At 44.2% G+C, this 17,649-nt stretch carries 15 protein-coding genes; 13 read left to right on the forward strand and 2 right to left on the reverse strand.

Translation table 11 applies throughout. From position 1 onward, the window contains the following. Positions 1 to 4 precede the first annotated feature (4 nt). From flhA to GF401_10545, 11 genes are all read left to right on the forward strand, one after another. On the forward strand, positions 5 to 2,062 hold the full coding sequence (flhA, locus tag GF401_10495) for a flagellar biosynthesis protein FlhA (GenBank protein ID MBD3345479.1): 2,058 nt from the start codon (positions 5 to 7) through the stop codon (positions 2,060 to 2,062). Positions 2,063 to 2,109: 47 nt separating this feature from the next. Then, a complete protein-coding gene (gene flhF / locus GF401_10500) occupies positions 2,110 to 3,330 on the forward strand; it encodes a flagellar biosynthesis protein FlhF (protein MBD3345480.1) in 1,221 nt (406 codons plus the stop codon). Positions 3,331 to 3,356: 26 nt separating this feature from the next. Beyond that, complete coding sequence (locus GF401_10505; GenBank protein MBD3345481.1) at positions 3,357 to 4,208, forward strand: AAA family ATPase; 852 nt, start codon at positions 3,357 to 3,359, stop codon at positions 4,206 to 4,208. A gap of 15 nt (positions 4,209 to 4,223) precedes the next feature. Continuing rightward, on the forward strand, positions 4,224 to 4,547 hold the full coding sequence (locus GF401_10510; protein ID MBD3345482.1) for a hypothetical protein: 324 nt from the start codon (positions 4,224 to 4,226) through the stop codon (positions 4,545 to 4,547). Between the two features lie 91 nt (positions 4,548 to 4,638). Continuing rightward, positions 4,639 to 5,403 carry a FliA/WhiG family RNA polymerase sigma factor gene (locus GF401_10515; protein MBD3345483.1) on the forward strand — a complete coding sequence of 255 codons (765 nt, stop codon included), beginning with the start codon at positions 4,639 to 4,641 and terminating at the stop codon, positions 5,401 to 5,403. Positions 5,404 to 5,563: 160 nt separating this feature from the next. Continuing rightward, positions 5,564 to 5,866, forward strand: a complete 303-nt coding sequence (locus GF401_10520; protein MBD3345484.1) for a hypothetical protein — start codon at positions 5,564 to 5,566, stop codon at positions 5,864 to 5,866. Between the two features lie 45 nt (positions 5,867 to 5,911). Continuing rightward, positions 5,912 to 6,805 carry an HDOD domain-containing protein gene (locus GF401_10525; GenBank protein MBD3345485.1) on the forward strand — a complete coding sequence of 298 codons (894 nt, stop codon included), beginning with the start codon at positions 5,912 to 5,914 and terminating at the stop codon, positions 6,803 to 6,805. Between the two features lie 127 nt (positions 6,806 to 6,932). After that, the gene (locus tag GF401_10530; GenBank protein ID MBD3345486.1) at positions 6,933 to 7,523 is read left to right on the forward strand and encodes a hypothetical protein; all 591 of its coding nucleotides are present in this window, start codon (positions 6,933 to 6,935) and stop codon (positions 7,521 to 7,523) included. After that, a complete protein-coding gene (gene queA, locus GF401_10535; GenBank protein MBD3345487.1) occupies positions 7,523 to 8,557 on the forward strand; it encodes a tRNA preQ1(34) S-adenosylmethionine ribosyltransferase-isomerase QueA in 1,035 nt (344 codons plus the stop codon). Before GF401_10530 ends, queA begins: the two co-directional genes overlap by 1 nt. Before the next feature lie 242 nt (positions 8,558 to 8,799). Next, on the forward strand, positions 8,800 to 9,462 hold the full coding sequence (locus GF401_10540; protein MBD3345488.1) for a hypothetical protein: 663 nt from the start codon (positions 8,800 to 8,802) through the stop codon (positions 9,460 to 9,462). 118 nt (positions 9,463 to 9,580) lie between these two features. Continuing rightward, positions 9,581 to 11,161, forward strand: a complete 1,581-nt coding sequence (locus tag GF401_10545; protein MBD3345489.1) for a hypothetical protein — start codon at positions 9,581 to 9,583, stop codon at positions 11,159 to 11,161. Here GF401_10545 and GF401_10550 read toward each other — a convergent pair. Continuing rightward, a complete protein-coding gene (locus tag GF401_10550) occupies positions 11,106 to 13,388 on the reverse strand; it encodes a DUF4131 domain-containing protein (GenBank protein ID MBD3345490.1) in 2,283 nt (760 codons plus the stop codon). The genes GF401_10545 and GF401_10550 overlap by 56 nt on opposite strands. A 70-nt stretch (positions 13,389 to 13,458) precedes the next feature. Between GF401_10550 and GF401_10555 the strand changes: the two genes are divergently transcribed. Then, positions 13,459 to 14,397 (forward strand): response regulator, encoded by a 939-nt coding sequence (locus GF401_10555; protein ID MBD3345491.1) that lies wholly within the window; start codon positions 13,459 to 13,461, stop codon positions 14,395 to 14,397. Then, entirely contained in the window at positions 14,394 to 15,296 is a 903-nt protein-coding gene (locus GF401_10560) for an RluA family pseudouridine synthase (protein ID MBD3345492.1), read from the forward strand. Before GF401_10555 ends, GF401_10560 begins: the two co-directional genes overlap by 4 nt. 65 nt (positions 15,297 to 15,361) lie before the next feature. Here the strand turns inward: GF401_10560 and GF401_10565 are convergent, their stop codons facing one another. After that, positions 15,362 to 17,644, reverse strand: a complete 2,283-nt coding sequence (locus GF401_10565; protein MBD3345493.1) for an endopolygalacturonase — start codon at positions 17,642 to 17,644, stop codon at positions 15,362 to 15,364. Positions 17,645 to 17,649: the final 5 nt, after the last annotated feature.

Here is a 17,649-nt window from a genome sequence, read left to right on the forward strand (position 1 = left end):
GAGTATTGCGCAGCGAAAAGACCTGCTGATCGTCATCGGAGTTGTTTCCATACTCATTGTCATGGTAATTCCGATTCCCACGGCTTTCATGGATATTCTGCTCACGTTGAATCTTTGCCTGGCGCTGATAATATTCTTATCGACCATGTACAGTTCGGAGGCCCTGGATTTTTCGGTGTTTCCCGCCTTATTGTTGACAGTGACACTCTTCAGGTTGTCACTTAATGTTGCGACAACCCGTCTGATATTGAGCCAGGCGGATGCCGGACAGGTAATTGAGGTATTCGGTACCTTTGTTACCCGGGGAAATGCGCTGGTCGGATTTATCATATTCATTATCATTGTTTTAATTCAGTTTGTTGTGATCACTAAAGGTGCAGGGCGTATTGCCGAAGTTGCTGCGCGGTTTACTCTTGATGCTATGCCGGGGAAACAGATGGCGATCGATGCCGATCTCAACTCGGGATTGATTACTGAAGAACAGGCCCGGGATCGGCGGATGAAAATTTCTCAGGAAGCCGATTTTTACGGGGCCATGGATGGAGCCTCCAAATTTGTGCGGGGTGATGCCATTGCAGGCATTATTATTACTATTATTAATGTTATCGGCGGCTTTATTATCGGTATTGCTCAGATGGGAATGGACTTTCAGACAGCCATTTCAACATATACCCGTCTGACAATTGGTGACGGTCTTGTCAGTCAGATACCCGCACTCATGATTTCTACCGGTGCCGGTATTCTTGTAAGCCGTGCGGCTTCAAAGAGCAGTCTGGGTGATGAAATCAGTACCCAGCTTTTAAAAAATCATAAAGTTCTGTTTGTAGCCGGCGGAGTTATGCTTCTTTTTTCTATGATACCCGGCTTTCCCAAGATTCCCTTTATCACTCTGGGGGTTTCGGTTATCGCAACCGGGTATATCGGCATGAAAAGAATAAAGGCGGAAGAGCAGAAGCAGGCTGAAGCGGTTCCAACCGCACAGCCGGAACAGGAACGTGCGGAAGACTACCTTCATGTTGACCCCATGGAACTCGAAATCGGATATGGTCTTATTCCACTTGTTGATAAATCGCAAGGTGGAGATCTCCTCGATCGGATTACCATGATTCGCCGTCAACTCGCCACAGAACTCGGAATAATCATCCCCCCGGTAAGGATTCGCGATAATATTCAATTAAAGCCCAATGAATACAGAGTAAAAATTCGAACAATCCTGGTGGGCAAAGGCGAATTGATGAGCGGGTCGTATCTGGCGATGGATCCGGGGACTGCAACAAAAAAAATACGGGGTATCGAAACCGTTGAACCGGCCTTCGGCCTTCCTGCACTCTGGATTACCGAGAGCCAGAAAGAAAATGCAGAACTGGCAGGTTATACAGTTGTCGAACTTCCGGCCGTACTGGCGACTCATATAACCGAGTTAGTTAAGAACCATGCGCATGATTTATTGACCCGTCAGGATGTACAAAATCTTGTTGACAATATAAAGGACGAGCATTCGACGGTTGTCTCCGAGTTGATTCCCAATATTCTTACGGTGGGAGAAGTTCATAAGGTACTGCAGAACCTTCTCCGGGAAAAGGTCCCGATCCGTGATTTACCGATAATTCTGGAAACTCTGGCCGATGTGGGTGTGAAAAATAAGAACCCCGAAATTCTGACCGAATATGTACGCAATTCTCTGGCGCCACAAATTTGCGACATCTATAAAGATGAGTCGAATATTATTCCTGTAATAACGGTCGATCCAAATCTCGAGGCCAAGCTTGAAGCCAATATTCAGGAAACCGAGGCCGGATTCCGGCTGGCCTTATCGCCCTCGGAAGTCGGACGGATACTCGATGCCTGTGGTGTTCAGGTCGACAATGCCAAGAAACGGAATGAAATTCCGATAATTATATGCTCGCCGACCATTCGCTCTCAAATAAAACGTTTGACGGAAAGTAATTTCAAAGATCTTGTTGTGCTGTCATATAATGAGATTATTCCCGGAATCGAAATACGATCATCAGGAATGATTTCACTTGAAAGACCACAGGCTGATAAGCCGTCACAGGGATGATTGTGGGGAGACAGGAAGAAAAGTATGTTAAAAATGAAGGCTGATATATGAGAATTAAAAAATATACCGCAAAAAACATGCGGGAAGCTCTTCTGAAGATCAAGGATGATCTGGGAGAAGAAGCGGTTATTTTAAAGACAAATAAGCTGCAGGGCAACCTGTTTGCTTTGGGCAAAGGTGATCAGATTGAAGTCACTGCTGCTATCGATGAAAATGCCGGTCCTTCAAAACAAAAGGCAAATCCCATTCATCTGGCCGATCCCGGGGTATACCGGCGGCCCCGTCCGACCCGTGCGGGTGATTCAGCCATTCCCGCTGTTACTCCTGTCAAACCGGCTTTTCCCCAAAAGGAAAGCGCCCCCAAAAGCAGCAGCCCGCAACCTGTTCAGATTCAAAGCTATAATGAGATTAAAAATGAGATCAGGGAGTTGAAAGAACTGGTTCGGCTTTTGGCAAGGCCGGAGGATACGATGGCGGCAGGGGGCTTTACACGGGGCTGGGCTGTTTTGTATAAATGCCTTGTCGATTCCGAAGTGAAGCCTGATTCGGCCGGGCGGCTTATCGCTAATATCAGAAGTAAGTATGAAACCGACGATGTTACCATCGATGAAACATTTATTCGAGAACTCGAACGGTATTTTCCGGTATCGGGGCCTATCAGGTCGAAGATGGATGGGCCTGAGATTGTTGCCCTGGTAGGACCGACTGGTGCGGGGAAAACCACAACATTGGCAAAACTTGCCGCCGGATATGCTCTGGAGCAGGAAAATATGGTGTCGGTTATTACGGCCGACACCTACCGAATTGCTGCAATAGAACAAATCCGGACATTTGCCGATATCACCGGTATTGCACTTCATGTTGTCTTTTCCCCCGAAGAGATCCCCGATGCCCTTGCTGCATGCGAAAATGATGATTTTGTTTTTGTCGATACGGCAGGTCGAAGTCAGAATAACAGTGAACATATGAACGAGCTGAAAGAGCAGTTAAAAGTCCTTCATCCGGATGAAGTTCATCTTGTGCTCAGCGCTACCACAAAAGACTCCGATCTGGAAGATATCGTCGGCAGGTACAGAGAAATGAATGTAAATCGTCTACTTTTTACTAAACTCGATGAAACCCGTCACGTGGGAAATATCTACACGCTGGTCGATAAGACCCAGATACCGGTATCCTACTTTACCGCCGGGCAGAGTGTGCCTGATGATATTGAACCGGCTCATTCATCGAAGTTTATGCGCAGGCTCTGGGAGGGAACAAGGCTGTGAAAGATCAGGCGTTGAAGTTAAGGCATATGGCACGGCTAAAATATGGCGCCACCACCGAAAGTCTCGTGCAAAGGAAAGAAGCCAAAGGTGTGCTACCTCGTAGCATAGCCGTAACCAGTGGTAAAGGCGGCGTGGGAAAAACCAATATTGCTCTTATGCTGAGTATGGCACTCTCCTCACTCAATAAGAAAGTGCTTCTTTTTGATGCAGATCTCGGACTTGCAAATGTTCATATCCTCCTTGGATTGTCGCCGCGGTTTAATTTGTCTCATGTTGCCAATGAAGCGTGTTCGGCCCGGGACACAATCTGCAAAGGGCCGCTTGGTATCGATATTGTACCGGGCTCTTCGGGAATACGCCAGATGGCAAATATGGATTCGATGGCACTTGGGATTCTTCACAGGAAGTTAAACGAACTCGAACAGGAATACGATTTTATCGTGATCGACACCGGGGCCGGTATCGGTGCCTCGACAACGGAGTTTATTCATTTTTCCGATGCCGTAATGCTGGTGATGACCCCCGAACCTGCATCGCTGGCAGATGCCTATGCCATGATTAAGGTGCTCTATGAACAACGTTCTTCGGATATCAAAGTAATCGTCAATATGAGCAATTCGGACAGGGAAGGGGAAGAAGCATTTTTAAAGCTTGGTTCAATCGCAAAAAAGTTTCTGAACCGTTCGGTGGTATTAAGCGGAATTTTACCCTATGATAAAGCTGTTCCTCAACTGATACGGAAACAACAAATTCTGTTTTTAAAAAAACCGAAACAATTGATGTCTTGTCGTATAAAATCGATTGCCCGTTCGCTCTGTTCGGTACCTTCACGTGGCGAGGAAGGTTTTTTCGGCAGGCTTTTTGGAAAGAATTCATAGAGGAGAATCTGGGTAATGATTTATTGGATTAAAAAAATATCAAAAACCGTCAGTGCAGGATCGTTTTTTATAATTTTTTTTCTCAGTCTGGATTTTTATGATCCGTTGAACACCGGTACCGTTGCATGGGCGTTCTTTAAGGGAGGCGGTGCCGCGGTTTTGGTATGGCTCTGCAGTTTCTTGCTGGCCGATATCATTTTAAAAAACCTTCTTGAGGATATTGATGATCAAAAAAACGATGTTCTCGATGATGGTTTATTGCAGCGTGTACGGGAAGAAAAAGAACGCTCAAAATACGGCATCCAGCAAACAGGCAAAAAACAGGGGACTACCACTTGATAGAAATGAGCCGTGATTTTACAATATTAAGGATAGCCGCTGGTGCCCCGGGCAACCAGAAAAGCATCTCGGACCTCGGAAAGGGATTCCTATGGCCAATATAGAAGCCCTGTGGAAGGAATACAGGGAAACTGAGTCGAAAATTGCAAAAGATAAGCTGCTGGTGGAATATGCACATCTTGTGAAATATGTTGCCTATCGTCTTGCAGTAAATCTGCCGGCGTCAGTTGATAAAAATGATTTGATCGGTTCAGGCATTATGGGGCTGGTTAAAGCTGTCGAGACCTTTGATCCTGAAAGGGGTTTTAAATTCGAAACCTATGCCGGGCATAAAATCAGAGGGGCTATCCTGGATGAATTGCGGGCACTCGATTGGGTCCCACGATCGGTCAGGCAAAAATCAAAAGACCTCCAGCGGGTCTATTCAAAATTAGAAAATGAATTGGGAAGAATGCCCTATGATGATGAAGTATGCCAGGAAATGGGAGTGTCTATGAAGGAGTATGAAGAGCTGCTTTCTGAGGTCACTCCCACAACAATCCTTTCACTCGAGGAAGCTATGCCGAATCGAGAAGCCGATTCCAAGGAAATCAAGCTTATTGATACCATTGAGAATCCTGGAAGCGAAAACCCTTTAAAAGCTCTCGGGTTTGCAGAAATAAAAAACATTTTAAAGGAAACAATAGCAAATTTGCCGGAAAAGGAACGGCTGGTTGTTGCTCTGTATCATTATGAAGAACTTACGTTGAAAGAAATCGGAGTTGTCCTGGAAATATCTGAATCCAGGGTCAGTCAGATCCATTCAAAGGCAATCCTGAAACTCCGGGGCCGACTTTTGCAGCGGATTAATGCATGATTATTAAGTGTATGGAAGTGGTGGCACAGATGAACAAGAGTATCCTGGCAGCATATTCATTTGAGGCTCATATATTTTATTTGACTGTTCCACCATTCCATTGCTTTATCTCAAGGCCACATGCTCCGGTACAGGGTGATATTTCTCAAGGGCAGCTTCAATGAAAGGTGTTGATTTTCGGGCATCGCTTAACAATCTGACTCAACTCGATCGTCATCAGCAGGATATTCACAAGGCTCCGTTGTTAAATCAGGAACGCAATTCTGAGATTGCCCGGCAGAAAGCCGCTCAGCGTGTAGAAATGCCGGTTCAACCTGATGAGACTGAAGGAAAGAATATCGATCCTGAAGAAAGACGGCGAGAACAGGCTGAAGGCGAGCGGAAAAAGAGGCGGAAAAACAAGAATACGAATGAGCACAAACGACCTCGCAATAATGGTCTATTTGTGGATATTGATGCCTGAATCAAACCTCTTTAACGGAAAATTCTGCGCGGCATGTGGTAATCAATGAAAAATTCCCATACACAGGTTCAACGGATCAAACGGATAACGGAAAGCATAATCAGCCTTCCGACACTGCCTACCGTCGTATCGAAAATGCTTGAACTTGTCGACAATCCGAAAACCTCGGCTGCATCTCTGGCTCGACTGATATCAACCGATCAGGCCCTTACCGCCCGTATACTCAAACTCGCTAATTCGGCTTATTATGGTTTCCCCCGGGAAATATATACTGTCGATATGGCAATTGTTGTACTCGGATTTAATAGTGTCAGGGATATGGGGCTCTCACTAACTGTTCTGGATGTTTTCAAAAATAAGGGTGAAGAAGATGTTTTTGATATATCGAAATTCTGGGAGCATTCAGTCGGCTGTGGTATTGGTGCTAAAATGCTCGCTCGTCGATTTCACCGCCGTCTGGTAGGAGAGGCCTTTGTCGCAGGATTACTTCATGATATAGGAAAAGTCATACTCAATCATTATGTTTCCAAAGAGTTTCATGAGATTATTGTTTCTGTTCAAAATGGAGAGACAAACCTTGATGATGCAGAGGAGAAGGTGCTGGGAACGAGCCATGGGGAAATAGGTGGATGGCTCGCCGATAAATGGCGACTTCCCAAAATAATAGCCGAAAGTATCCGTTTCCATCACATACCATGGGAATCCCGATTTGAGTCGGTGCTTGTGGCAATCGTATCACTCAGTAATTATCTCTGCCATAAGGCCTCAATCGGCAATTCAGGTCGAAAATGTCCTCTTGCGCCCGATGAACAATTATGGGATATTTTCAAAAAACACAATATTGAAATTGATGAGTCTTCCCTTGACCTTCTTGAAACCGACCTTCTTCTGGAATACGATCAGGCCGAGACAATGCTTTCATTTATTCATGAAGATTAGTACTGCTCCCCGGAGCTTCCTCACTTTCCATCTGTTTACCGTTGTTTTTTAAAATGAGGAAAAAGGTCTGAACGAAAGTTATTTTAATTTACTTCCATGAAGAGTAAGATCCGGAAATGAGTTTTAAATGCTAAAATATTTTTTATTATTCTGCATTCCTTTTCTGGTTTTAGCCGGAGAAAATCGAAGAGCGGCCATTGCTCTTAAGTCGGTACCCTGTTTTGAAACGCCTGTTGAAGGCACTTTGCCGCGCAACTATATCGACAAGCTGGATACCTGTTATGTGGAGAGTCTGCATGTCGATTCAACAGAACAACCATGGTTCCGGGTTGTAAACGATCAGGCGAGTGGGTGGGTACGGGCGCAGAATATCAGATATGTTTCTGATTTAAATGCAGATTTCATTGCCGGCCGCCTTCAGGGGGATGAGGACAAAAAACGGCGGCTGGTTATCTTACGCAAACATCCGGAATGGCCCCGGCGAATACAACGGGCCGTACGAAATGGTCAGATCTGCATGGATATGACTGAAGAACAGGTAAGGGCTTCGTGGGGTAAGCCGTTACATGCCGAAATGGCATTCATTCTCGGATTGGGAGACCATCGAACATGGTTTTATAAAGACAAAACCGGGAAGCCGGTCTGTGTTACATTGCAAAATGAACGGGTTATTGGATGGTCGGGTAAAAATAATCGGGTAATGAGAGGTGAACAGTAATGAAAACAAGTGATTTCGATTATTATCTGCCCCCGGAGCTTATAGCCCAGTACCCGCCTTCTCGCCGTGGTGAAAGCAGGTTGCTGTCGCTGAATAAGGGGAACGGACAGATCTCCCATAAGCAATTTTCAGATCTTCCCACCCTTCTTGCGCCGGGGGACCGCCTTGTTTTTAACGATACAAAAGTTATTCCTGCTCGTCTCTTCTGTACAAAAGAAACCGGCGCCAGAATAGAACTGCTTTTTATTGAACCGGATGCTTCCGGACGTTGGAAAGCATTGGCAAAACCGCTCAAAAGGTTAAAAAAGGGGATGCACCTGAGCATTGAAAAGTCTCCTGATAAAGGTGTTAGTATAGATGATATTCTCTCTGAAGGATACGTGTCGGTACGAGCTGCAGACAGCAATGGTTCACTTATCGATATTATCGAGCACTACGGAGATATGCCTTTGCCTCCCTACATTAAAAGAAAGAGTGAAGCTATCGACAAAGACCGGTATCAGACAGTCTTTGCAGAAAATCCCGGCGCGGTTGCCGCACCTACTGCCGGTTTACATTTTACCCCGTCAATTATGAATATACTGCGCAGAAATGGAATAGACTTCTCGTTTGTAACACTGTCCGTAGGAGCCGGAACATTCCTCCCTGTAAAAGACGAGGATCCCGAAAAACATCCGATGCATAAAGAGTCATACATACTGAGCGACAGTGCGGCAAAAGAAATCAAAGAAACTCATCGGCAGGGAAGAAGGGTAATCGCTGTCGGTACAACTGTTGTAAGGGTGCTTGAGCATTGTTCCGATTCATTGAGTCGTGGTGAAGGATCAGAGGGAGAAACTTCACTGATGATTCTTCCCGGTTATACGTTTAATGTTGTCGATGGACTCATTACAAATTTTCATCTTCCCTGTTCCACACTGCTTATGCTTGTCAGTGCATTTGCATCCTTTGATTTTGTAATGAAAGCATACAAAGGAGCTGTTGAAAAAGGATATCGTTTTTACAGTTATGGTGATGCCATGATTGTCTTGTAGAAATTTATTGTCAATTTCTTTGCTTACCGTTTGTTTGTAATTTCAATTTCAGACAAAGAGCTAACACACAAATAATTTTCCGGTATTAATTCCCTAACAAAACAACATTATTGATCATCTCTTTGATTTGACTCATACGGCACCAGAGAGTTATCTTTCATAACATATACTTTGAGTACGATAGCCCGTATAAATAATACGGGCTTTATTTTATTGTTAATGCTCTTCCAAGGAGAAGAATCGTGTTATTTTCTGAAGGAACAGTTCAAAAATCAGTTGACAGCATTCCCTGGCAGGATTATCGGGCTTCGGATTCGGGAATGATAGTAATGTATTCCTCTGATCCGGTATCTGAACTGCCGATTCGCGAGGTACCGGAAGAGATTCCATCCACCGATATTTTACCCGAACCAAATTACGAAACCGGTACGTATGGTTTTTATGGCTGCATACGGAATAAGGCGCGAACTACATTTACAAAATCAAAGCACCGCTATCTGTTTTTTATGACAAAATATGAAGGTACCAAAGAGGACTTTCGCGAAAAGATTCTGGTGACCGGTTATTATCGGATAGTTAAAACTGCCGATGTTAACAGGATTCATCTCCGCTATTTAAGTGACACTCCCTGTATCAATGCTGATTCCTGCATCGCTCTTCGGGCTGATGATATATGTTTTGTTTCCTGTGAAGATGCATTCGAGCTAACTCCCGACGTACTCGAAACGTGGGAGCATACATCGAAAATAACCAAACAAAGCCGTATTATTCTCGATGAAGAGAAATGCAAAGAACTTGTTGAATATCTTTCTTCGAAGAATAATATTGTTGACACCTATGTAGCCGAAACAAAGCGTTTGGAGCCTCATTCTCCCGATGAAGAAGAAGAGGATGAAGAAATCTGAACGATGAATTTCAGTTTATACCCGCTAATCTTATGAAAAATAAAGAAGTTACCATGGTTGCATAATATTCGTTGTTAATATTCAAGCCTAACTTCCTGGTATTATACAGGATGTGGTTGTGTCAAGCTTCTTTTCGGGTGCTCTTTATAAATTCCTCAAAAAAAACAGAGATTTCCCCAAATATGCCTTGGGGAAAAGCGAAATCCTTTCGGATATCCTGTATCTTTGTTATACGACAGAGATGCAGTATGCTCGGGAGGAAATGATGGAGAGCATGGCAAAAGGGCGGATGAGCGGCAGTATTTCGGTATCACTCTGTATCGCATTTTTATTGTTTTCAGCACGTGCCCAGGATTCTTCTGTAACCTTCACCACACATAATTCTTCTCTTCCTGCAAATTCCGTTCAATGCATTTTGAAAGATGGGTTCGGTACTCTATGGGTGGGTACTCGCCGCGGGCTGGCACGATACGATAATTATACCTGGACTCTTCATGACAGAAATGGGAATCGTCTCCCATCATCGCATATTCTGTCGCTTTTAGAAGATAATAATGGACATTTGTGGGTTGGTACCTATGGCAACGGTCTTTTCAGGTATGACGGCCAGTCGTGGGATGTCTTTTATCGGGATAATTCGGGATTACCCGATAATAGCGTATGGAGTCTTGCCCAAAGGGGGAGTGGAGCTGTTTTTGCGGGTACCCTGGAAGGCGGTATCGCTGTTTATGATGATAATTCATGGAGTGTAATGGATACCGGTAATTCATATCTTCCTTCGAATCTTATCAGTTCAGTTTTCATTTCACGTAAAAATGAATTATGGATCGGTACACGGAATCACGGCAGTAAGGATGGAGCGCTGGCCTTCAGCAATGGCGTTGACTGGAGAATATTTGATAGTACAAACAGCAATATAGCTCATGTGGAATGCATTATCGATAACCGAAAGGGCCCCGTAATTGTCGGAACCTGGGGAAATGGCCTTGCACAGTATGAAAACAATGGGTGGACATATCTCACAACCGAAAACTCGAAACTACCATGCAATTACATTTGGGTTTTAGAAGAAGATCCTTTGGGAAGCCTCTGGATCGGGACACTTTCCCGGGGACTCATCTATCATAGAGCCGATCAATGGGTGACTTTCGATTCTTCAAATACCTGTCTTCCGATGAATTCGATTTGCGCAGTCTATATCGATTATGATGCCTCTGTGATCTGGGCCGGTACACCGGGAGGTGGACTCGCGAAGCTTGTTGATGTTATTGATTTGACGGGTAATATCTCACCTTCAGTCGATTTGCCGGAGGAAGATAAAATTGAAAATAAAAGGCTGAATTTTGAGGATACATATTTGCACGAAGAGGAATGGAAAAAGTATCAAAAAAATAAAGGAAAAGAAATAGCTTCTTCATCGACTGCTTATGGGATTTATCAGAGAGTGAGGCATTCAAAGGGGGAGTGTCCTGATAAATGTCCTGTAAAGAACAGGTCTGTGTCGACAATTGCAACCTATATGCTTGCCGACAGAACCATAGAGGTCATTACCTGCGGTTTATGTTCTACCTCCTTTTCATCATTGTGCAAAGCAGAGGAAAATGCACACTGTTCCTGTCCGGGTGCACTCTGGAATTGCCGGTTTACAAAAGGTCGTGTAGGGGGTGATGGGATGATACAACCCTCTTTATTTCCCTGATCCCATTGGGTTTAATCTTTAAAACCCATGCTCCCTTTCCTGTATTCGTTCGAATACTGTTCGTGCCTTCTTTTTTATTCTTTAGGGGTATTGATTCCGAAGGTTCTATGAGCAAGTAATCCTTGTTGTCGGGACCCAGGGTAAGGTGGTGTCCATAAGCGGATATATGAAAAATCGGAGGCGCATTCATTCTTTTGTTAGAAGCCTGAACATAGCTGACTGTGCAGGTACATGGCCGAACCGGTACAAACCTGGTGTCGGGCGATATCGGGAGTGTTGGTATTCCGAACTCATCGGCAAATTCCTTTATAGTTGAAGAGGGATTCCTATTCTGCTGAGAGTTCAGGGTATAAATTGAGCCTGGTTTATGTTGTTTCAATAACGGATCAAGCGAATGGATCGGATTTGGCTGTAATCCGGTAGCAATTACAGCATCGATACGGCAGAGGGGGTGTTGTCTGAGCCAGGGCTTGATAATTTTCCGGTAGGTGGATGACATAGGATGCTCATTTCCCAGTCCGATTATCCAGAGTTTCCTCCCGGGCCATCGTATTCCGGCCACAGCATTTTCGGGGCAATTGAACAAGGTAATTTCCACAGTATTATCTCTTGATTTAAGCCAGAAGATCAGAGGGAAGGCAAAGAGAAAAACCGCTGAAGTATAGAGCAGCCAGGTTGTTCTGAATTTTCGGGTAATTCCAATTACCCCTGCTACAACTATTCCATAAATAATAATAATTTCCGGGTGTATAACCGAGAGGGTAAGGGATGAAAGAGGCGTTTTCTGGGACAGTTGTGCACTTGAAACGAGTAGATTGAGAAAAACTTCAGCGATATAAGTGAGAATTGAAGCCAGAGGTGGCAGGAGTGACTGCGCCATTAGTCCTGCGAGAAAGAAGCACATGCAGAAGGACATAAGGAAGGGTGAAAAAATATTTGCAAAAAATCCAAATAGTGAAACTGTTTCGAAATGGTACGCCAGAATCGGAGCCGTGCCAATAAAACCTGCTATTACTATCTCAAGGGGCAAAATTATTGCTCGATGCATGAGTTTGCCTGCAGTTGTTTGCATCAGTGGTTCAAAGCCTTCCTTTAACAAAGGAGTAAGGGCAATTATGGCGAAAGTGGCGGCAAATGAGAGCTGATATCCAGGCATGAACAGACTTTTGGGAGAGAAGAGAAGCCAGAGAATCCCTGCCATACCAAGCGTATTAATCGAATAATTATGGCGCTGAAACAAAAATGATGAGGAAAATAGCGTTATCATTATAACAGCCCTGAAAAGTGATGGTATAAATCCAATGAAAAGAAGATAGGACCAGATAAGCAGGAGAACAATGACTATTTTCACCCCTTTTCCAAGGGGCAGTAGAAAGAGTAAGGCATAGATGAAACCGGTGATAATGGTGAGATGCAATCCTGAGATTGCCAGGAGATGATATACCCCTGCATCTCGAAAAAGAGTTTTGATTTCGTTTGTTAAAAGGTGACGCTCTCCTAAAAACGCTGCCTGGAGTATGGCTCTGTTGTCGAGATCTTTAATATGCGAAAGCGTTGACAGGACTTTATTCCTGAGGAGATTAGACAGAGCAGCAACTGATGAGGGCCCGTGGGTGATGGTCAACACCGAATCGGCATAGAATTTCCCCCACAGATGGCGGGAATGCATATATGAGTATTCATCGAAAGCACCGGGGTTCTTCGGGGGATAAGGGAGTATAAATTCCCCCTTGCAAGTGATTTTGCTGCCCTGTATGAGCGGTTGATCGGTAACACATATTAAATTTTTGTTATGAAGGACACTTCCGATGAATGGATGATGAATCGAGTCGGCTTTTATAACAAATCGGTATTTTCCATAACAGGGGAGAACCGGAGAGGTAACGGTACCCGATACATAGCATGGTTCGTTCAGATGAAGGAGGGGGGATATGTTGGAATAAGCGATTCTTTCTGAAGAAACGGTACTCGTTATCAGTAAAATTCCGGCAATATATATCAATATGTTTCGAAAAATCAGTTTTGAACTGATTAGTGCTGCAATCAGCAACAATGCGGTTGACATGAAACCGATTCTGGGGTACACTATAGTGCTAAGGCCAGACAGGACAAAGTGGCCTGAAATTATTCCTGCACAAAGGAAAAGCCAGCCTGTAAATGCGGGTAATCTGAGCATTAAATTCAGGCCGGGCATGTAATGTTTTAATCGGTATTTTGTAAAATGCATATGAGTCGAAACCGATTCCCCTATGCCAGTGAATTAACAGTAGTATTGTTTTCCCCGGAGTTTTCATAAGATGACTGATTCAAATATATATTCAACCAATGTTTTGGTTGTAGATGATGAACCTGAAATGCGGAGTTTTATTGCTGATTATCTTCGGGACATCAAGGGTTACACTGTGTTCGAATCGCCCGGTGGTTCGCATGCTCTCGAACATGTGCTTCCTAAAGAAAAGATCGATATAATTCTATCGGATATCAATATGCCCGGTATGAAAGGATTTGAACTGTTGAAAGCTGTTCGTGAAAAATACCCGGATATTAAAAGAGTTCTTATTACTGCATACAATGTCGAGGATTATCTCGAACTTGCCATGAAATACGATATAGGTAACATTTTCATTAAAACAATCCCCTTTAACTTTGAAGAGCTCGTCGTGCTTATCGAAAGCCTGATTAATAATACTGTTTTCGGGGTGGATAAATATTTCGATTGTAATGCTGAACGCCACACTTTTATTATAAAAAGGGGAGATACCCTCGAGGATAATGCCCGTACCATAGTCAACTGTCTTCCCGAACCGGAAAAATTTAAAAAGCTCGAACTTGTACTGTTTGAGATCCTGACTAATGCAGTATTTTACGGTATTCGGAATGAATCACCCGAAAGCAAAGAAGACTGGGATTTTGATTTTGAGCTTTCCGAAGACGATGCCATAACTGCTTCGGTTATTTATGACGATACCAAACACGGCATTTCAATTCTCGATAACGGAGGCAGACTAAAGAAAAATAATGTTCTTTACTGGTTGCACAGACAGATTACGTCCGGCGAAGAGGGCATACCGATCGGTTTATACGACAGCCACGGCAGGGGGCTTTTCATTGCCCGCAAATATATCGATAGGGTCATAGTTAATATTGAAAAAGACAAACAGACTGAGATAATCCTCATAAACTACAATGCTAAAAAATTCAGCGGATATAAACCGCTGTATATCAATGAATTATGATTTTTAAATCTGAAGTTCCTTCTCATCTTGCTCAACACACACTTATTGATTATCTTGCGGAACGCTTTACCTATCATCCCCGGGAACAATGGCTGATTCATATCAGAGAAAACCGCATCCTGCTCAATGATAAGCCGGCCGCACCCGGTACCACTGTCATGCGGGGTGATATTGTCACGTATAAACCGTTGCCTTTTAGTGAGCCTGAGGCAAATTTAAATTATCAAATTGTGTACGAAGATGAATGGTATATCGGGGTAAACAAACCCCCCAATCTGTTGGTCCATCGTGCAGGCAAGGCATTTACGAAGAATCTTGTTTACCAGTTACGCATCCGGAAAAAGGAATACAAAGATGTTTCGGTAATAAATCGTCTGGATAGGAATACCTCGGGCGTTGTTGTAGCGGCGAAATCCAGCGATGCAGCCGTGAAACTTGGAAAGATGTTCCATATCCGGAATATTAAAAAAGAATATTTTGCCCTTGTTCATTCTTCTCCTCATACAGTGCCTTATACAATAGATTTACCGATTGCAAAAAATGTTGAATGTACCAAATACCCCCGCTACCATATTGATCTCGACAATGGAAAGAGTTCGAAGACGGAAATAATCACTATGCAGAGAATCGGAAATTCACACAGTCTGCTTACCGTCATCCCGTACACTGGAAGAACCCATCAGATCAGAGTGCATCTTCAATCAATTGATTGTCCTCTTGTCGGAGATCATGTTTACGGAACAGAGTCGCCAGAAGAATCCGATAAATGGATACAGCGCCAGGCTCTTCACTGTACCCGGATTACCTTCGACCATCCCTTTACTCGAGAACCATGCGTTATCGAAGCAGAACTTCCGGAAGATATGGAACGACTGATAAGAATACTCGGTAAAAAATAAAAATAACACTGCTTTTGTCATAAAAACAGAAGCGGTGTTTTCCTGTGGTAATCGATGATAAATTACTATTTATCGATATACTTAATTGTTGTTACACTCCTTGTAACGTGTTGCGGCAGCTGGATTGAAGTGCTTGTCCGAACATTAACACGTCGATATTCCCACACCTTTCTTCCCTGGAGGTCAAATAGTTCGAAACCCGCAACTCCTTTGGGAAGAGCAATCGGGGTTCCCTGGCCTGCAGGGCGGAGTGCCGTTACCTTACGGGGTGAGAGGGAAGGTCCTATTTTTGCTTCATTAATCCCCTGGGTAACCGGTATTTTGTGGGGGCAAATGACCCCGGCAACCGGTTGTCCTGATGCATCGGTTTCATACCCTACATAGAGGGGTATTGAGTGCGATGGGTTGTACCTGACCGGTGCTTCTGAGGCGGCAAGTGTCTTAAGTGTACACAGGCGTGTTTCCGCGACAAGGGGATCGTAGTTACCCCGTCCTTTAATCTCCGAGAAACTGACTGACAGCACCGAAGATTCGTTGGTAAACATCGGCGCATCACCCGGGTCGCGTGTCGAATAGCTGAATCCGCCCAGTAATTCGGTGAAACCGCCACCGGTAGTTTTAATGATTATTCCATCACGTTCTGTCTTGAATCCCAGTATCCAGAGTTGAGCTCCATCGTTGCAGATTTTCCCTCTGAATGCTGAGCTGTATTCGGTGTTTTCGATGTTTAAACCTCGGGCAAAAACTTTTGTATCGCCGGAAAAATAACATTGGAAGGCACCATGATTTTCGAGGAATATTTTTCCGGTTCCCTGTGAATGGATATTGCCCCCGCAACTGCTCATTACCAGTGTTTTGCTTGAATTGAAATGTATCAGATAGCCGATCGGTATCGGGCACGGCATATCGATATGCTCCATGATAACAACATCGGCTGCATCGTTGCCGAATTCTATGGCAGGAGTCAGATTCATGCTGAATTCTTTGCAGAGGGCTGCTTCAGTGCCAATCAGACGGGTCAGGCTCGCGCCGTGAATGGTAACCGTAGAATCGGCATGAATATCATACAAACCGCTATGGCCGTGGGGAAAATAGACCGTCGTCTTATTGTTGGCCGCTGCATAATCGATTGCCGCCTGGATTCCGCCTGCATCATCAATTCCGTCATCGGGCAAAGCACCGAAATCGGATACGCTGACCCAGTTGTCGAAATTTTCATCCCAAGGTACTTCGGGTGCATCTTCAATGGAAAGATTCAGCGACTTTTGGGGGGTATCAAATAAAGAGAGTACCGGATGAGAAACGTATTCATCGATATCAGGGCCGTCAAAATGACCACTGCCACCCGATACGCTATAGATCGCCTTGTCATATCCTGTGGTTTGAATGTTTCGGGCAAATAAAACCGGTGTTCCTGTTGCATTGGTAATTGCAGGCTTTGTTTTGGCAACATCCCCGGTTCCTGTAAGGATACAATCGATCAGAACCATAAACCCTAAACCCGTATTCGAGACCGCAGTAACATCGTTATTGCTTACAAGCCCTCGAATACTGACTGTCTGGCCGAGATTGAGGAAACCAAAAATGACCTGATCTTCCAGGGTGATGTTTTCAAAAGTAATACTGTTAATTGCTGTCTGTGCGGTTTTGATTCCTCTGCCGAAACCGGTAATATGCACATTTTTTATCAGACAAGGACCGATCTGGCCGGTAAAAGCCATGTCGAGTCCGATAAGGGCCTGACGATCGTTATTGATGATTTTTACATCACGAATAGTACCGGTATTGCTTGCATTAAACTGAACACCGAATGCGCCGGTGTTGCCGTCGGCAATATCGATAGTCATATTTTTGATTGAATTCCTGAATCGCTGCGCCGGTGCCTCTCCGGTATAAATCGCTGGTTTGGGTTGGGTGGGCTCGGTAAACGTTCCCGGTGCAAGTCGAATAATGGTGCCGTCGGTACTCTGGCCCTGGAGTACTATTTCGTTTTTCGGATGGATCGTTTCGGATGCCGCCCAGGCGTGCTCCAGATCGGTAGAATCGTAATAGGGGTTGCTTACCTCACCGAAATCATTCTTCCCCCATTGAAGAGTTCCTGATATCAGGTAGACACCGTTTGGAAAGTAGAGAATAACCTTTTTATTTGCACAGATATTGATTGCCGTCTGTATCGCATCCGTAGCATCAGTAACACCATCATTGGGGGCATTAAAAGGGTATTGCGTTACATCAACAATGCCGGCATCGGGAGGAAACACAATGTTTTCAGCGTAAGCATGAACCACTACGGTTATAAATATCAAGATGCTGCATAGATAAAAAAGTGTATTTATCGATTTTTTCATTTTTT

It is taken from the genome of Chitinivibrionales bacterium, assembly GCA_014728215.1.
In the GTDB taxonomy this organism is placed as follows: domain Bacteria; phylum Fibrobacterota; class Chitinivibrionia; order Chitinivibrionales; family WJKA01; genus WJKA01.

Excerpts from the sequence above, each read along its gene's own strand:
- flhF (MBD3345480.1), top strand. The coding sequence starts at position 2,110 with ATGAGAATTAAAAAATATACCGCAAAAAACATGCGGGAAGCTCTTCTG.
- GF401_10505 (MBD3345481.1), top strand. The coding sequence starts at position 3,357 with ATGGCACGGCTAAAATATGGCGCCACCACCGAAAGTCTCGTGCAAAGG.
- GF401_10510 (MBD3345482.1), top strand. The coding sequence starts at position 4,224 with ATGATTTATTGGATTAAAAAAATATCAAAAACCGTCAGTGCAGGATCG.
- GF401_10515 (MBD3345483.1), top strand. The coding sequence starts at position 4,639 with ATGGCCAATATAGAAGCCCTGTGGAAGGAATACAGGGAAACTGAGTCG.
- GF401_10520 (MBD3345484.1), top strand. The coding sequence starts at position 5,564 with ATGAAAGGTGTTGATTTTCGGGCATCGCTTAACAATCTGACTCAACTC.
- GF401_10525 (MBD3345485.1), top strand. The coding sequence starts at position 5,912 with ATGAAAAATTCCCATACACAGGTTCAACGGATCAAACGGATAACGGAA.
- GF401_10530 (MBD3345486.1), top strand. The coding sequence starts at position 6,933 with ATGCTAAAATATTTTTTATTATTCTGCATTCCTTTTCTGGTTTTAGCC.
- queA (MBD3345487.1), top strand. The coding sequence starts at position 7,523 with ATGAAAACAAGTGATTTCGATTATTATCTGCCCCCGGAGCTTATAGCC.
- GF401_10550 (MBD3345490.1), bottom strand. The coding sequence starts at position 13,388 with ATGCATTTTACAAAATACCGATTAAAACATTACATGCCCGGCCTGAAT.
- GF401_10555 (MBD3345491.1), top strand. The coding sequence starts at position 13,459 with ATGACTGATTCAAATATATATTCAACCAATGTTTTGGTTGTAGATGAT.
- GF401_10560 (MBD3345492.1), top strand. The coding sequence starts at position 14,394 with ATGATTTTTAAATCTGAAGTTCCTTCTCATCTTGCTCAACACACACTT.
- GF401_10565 (MBD3345493.1), bottom strand. The coding sequence starts at position 17,644 with ATGAAAAAATCGATAAATACACTTTTTTATCTATGCAGCATCTTGATA.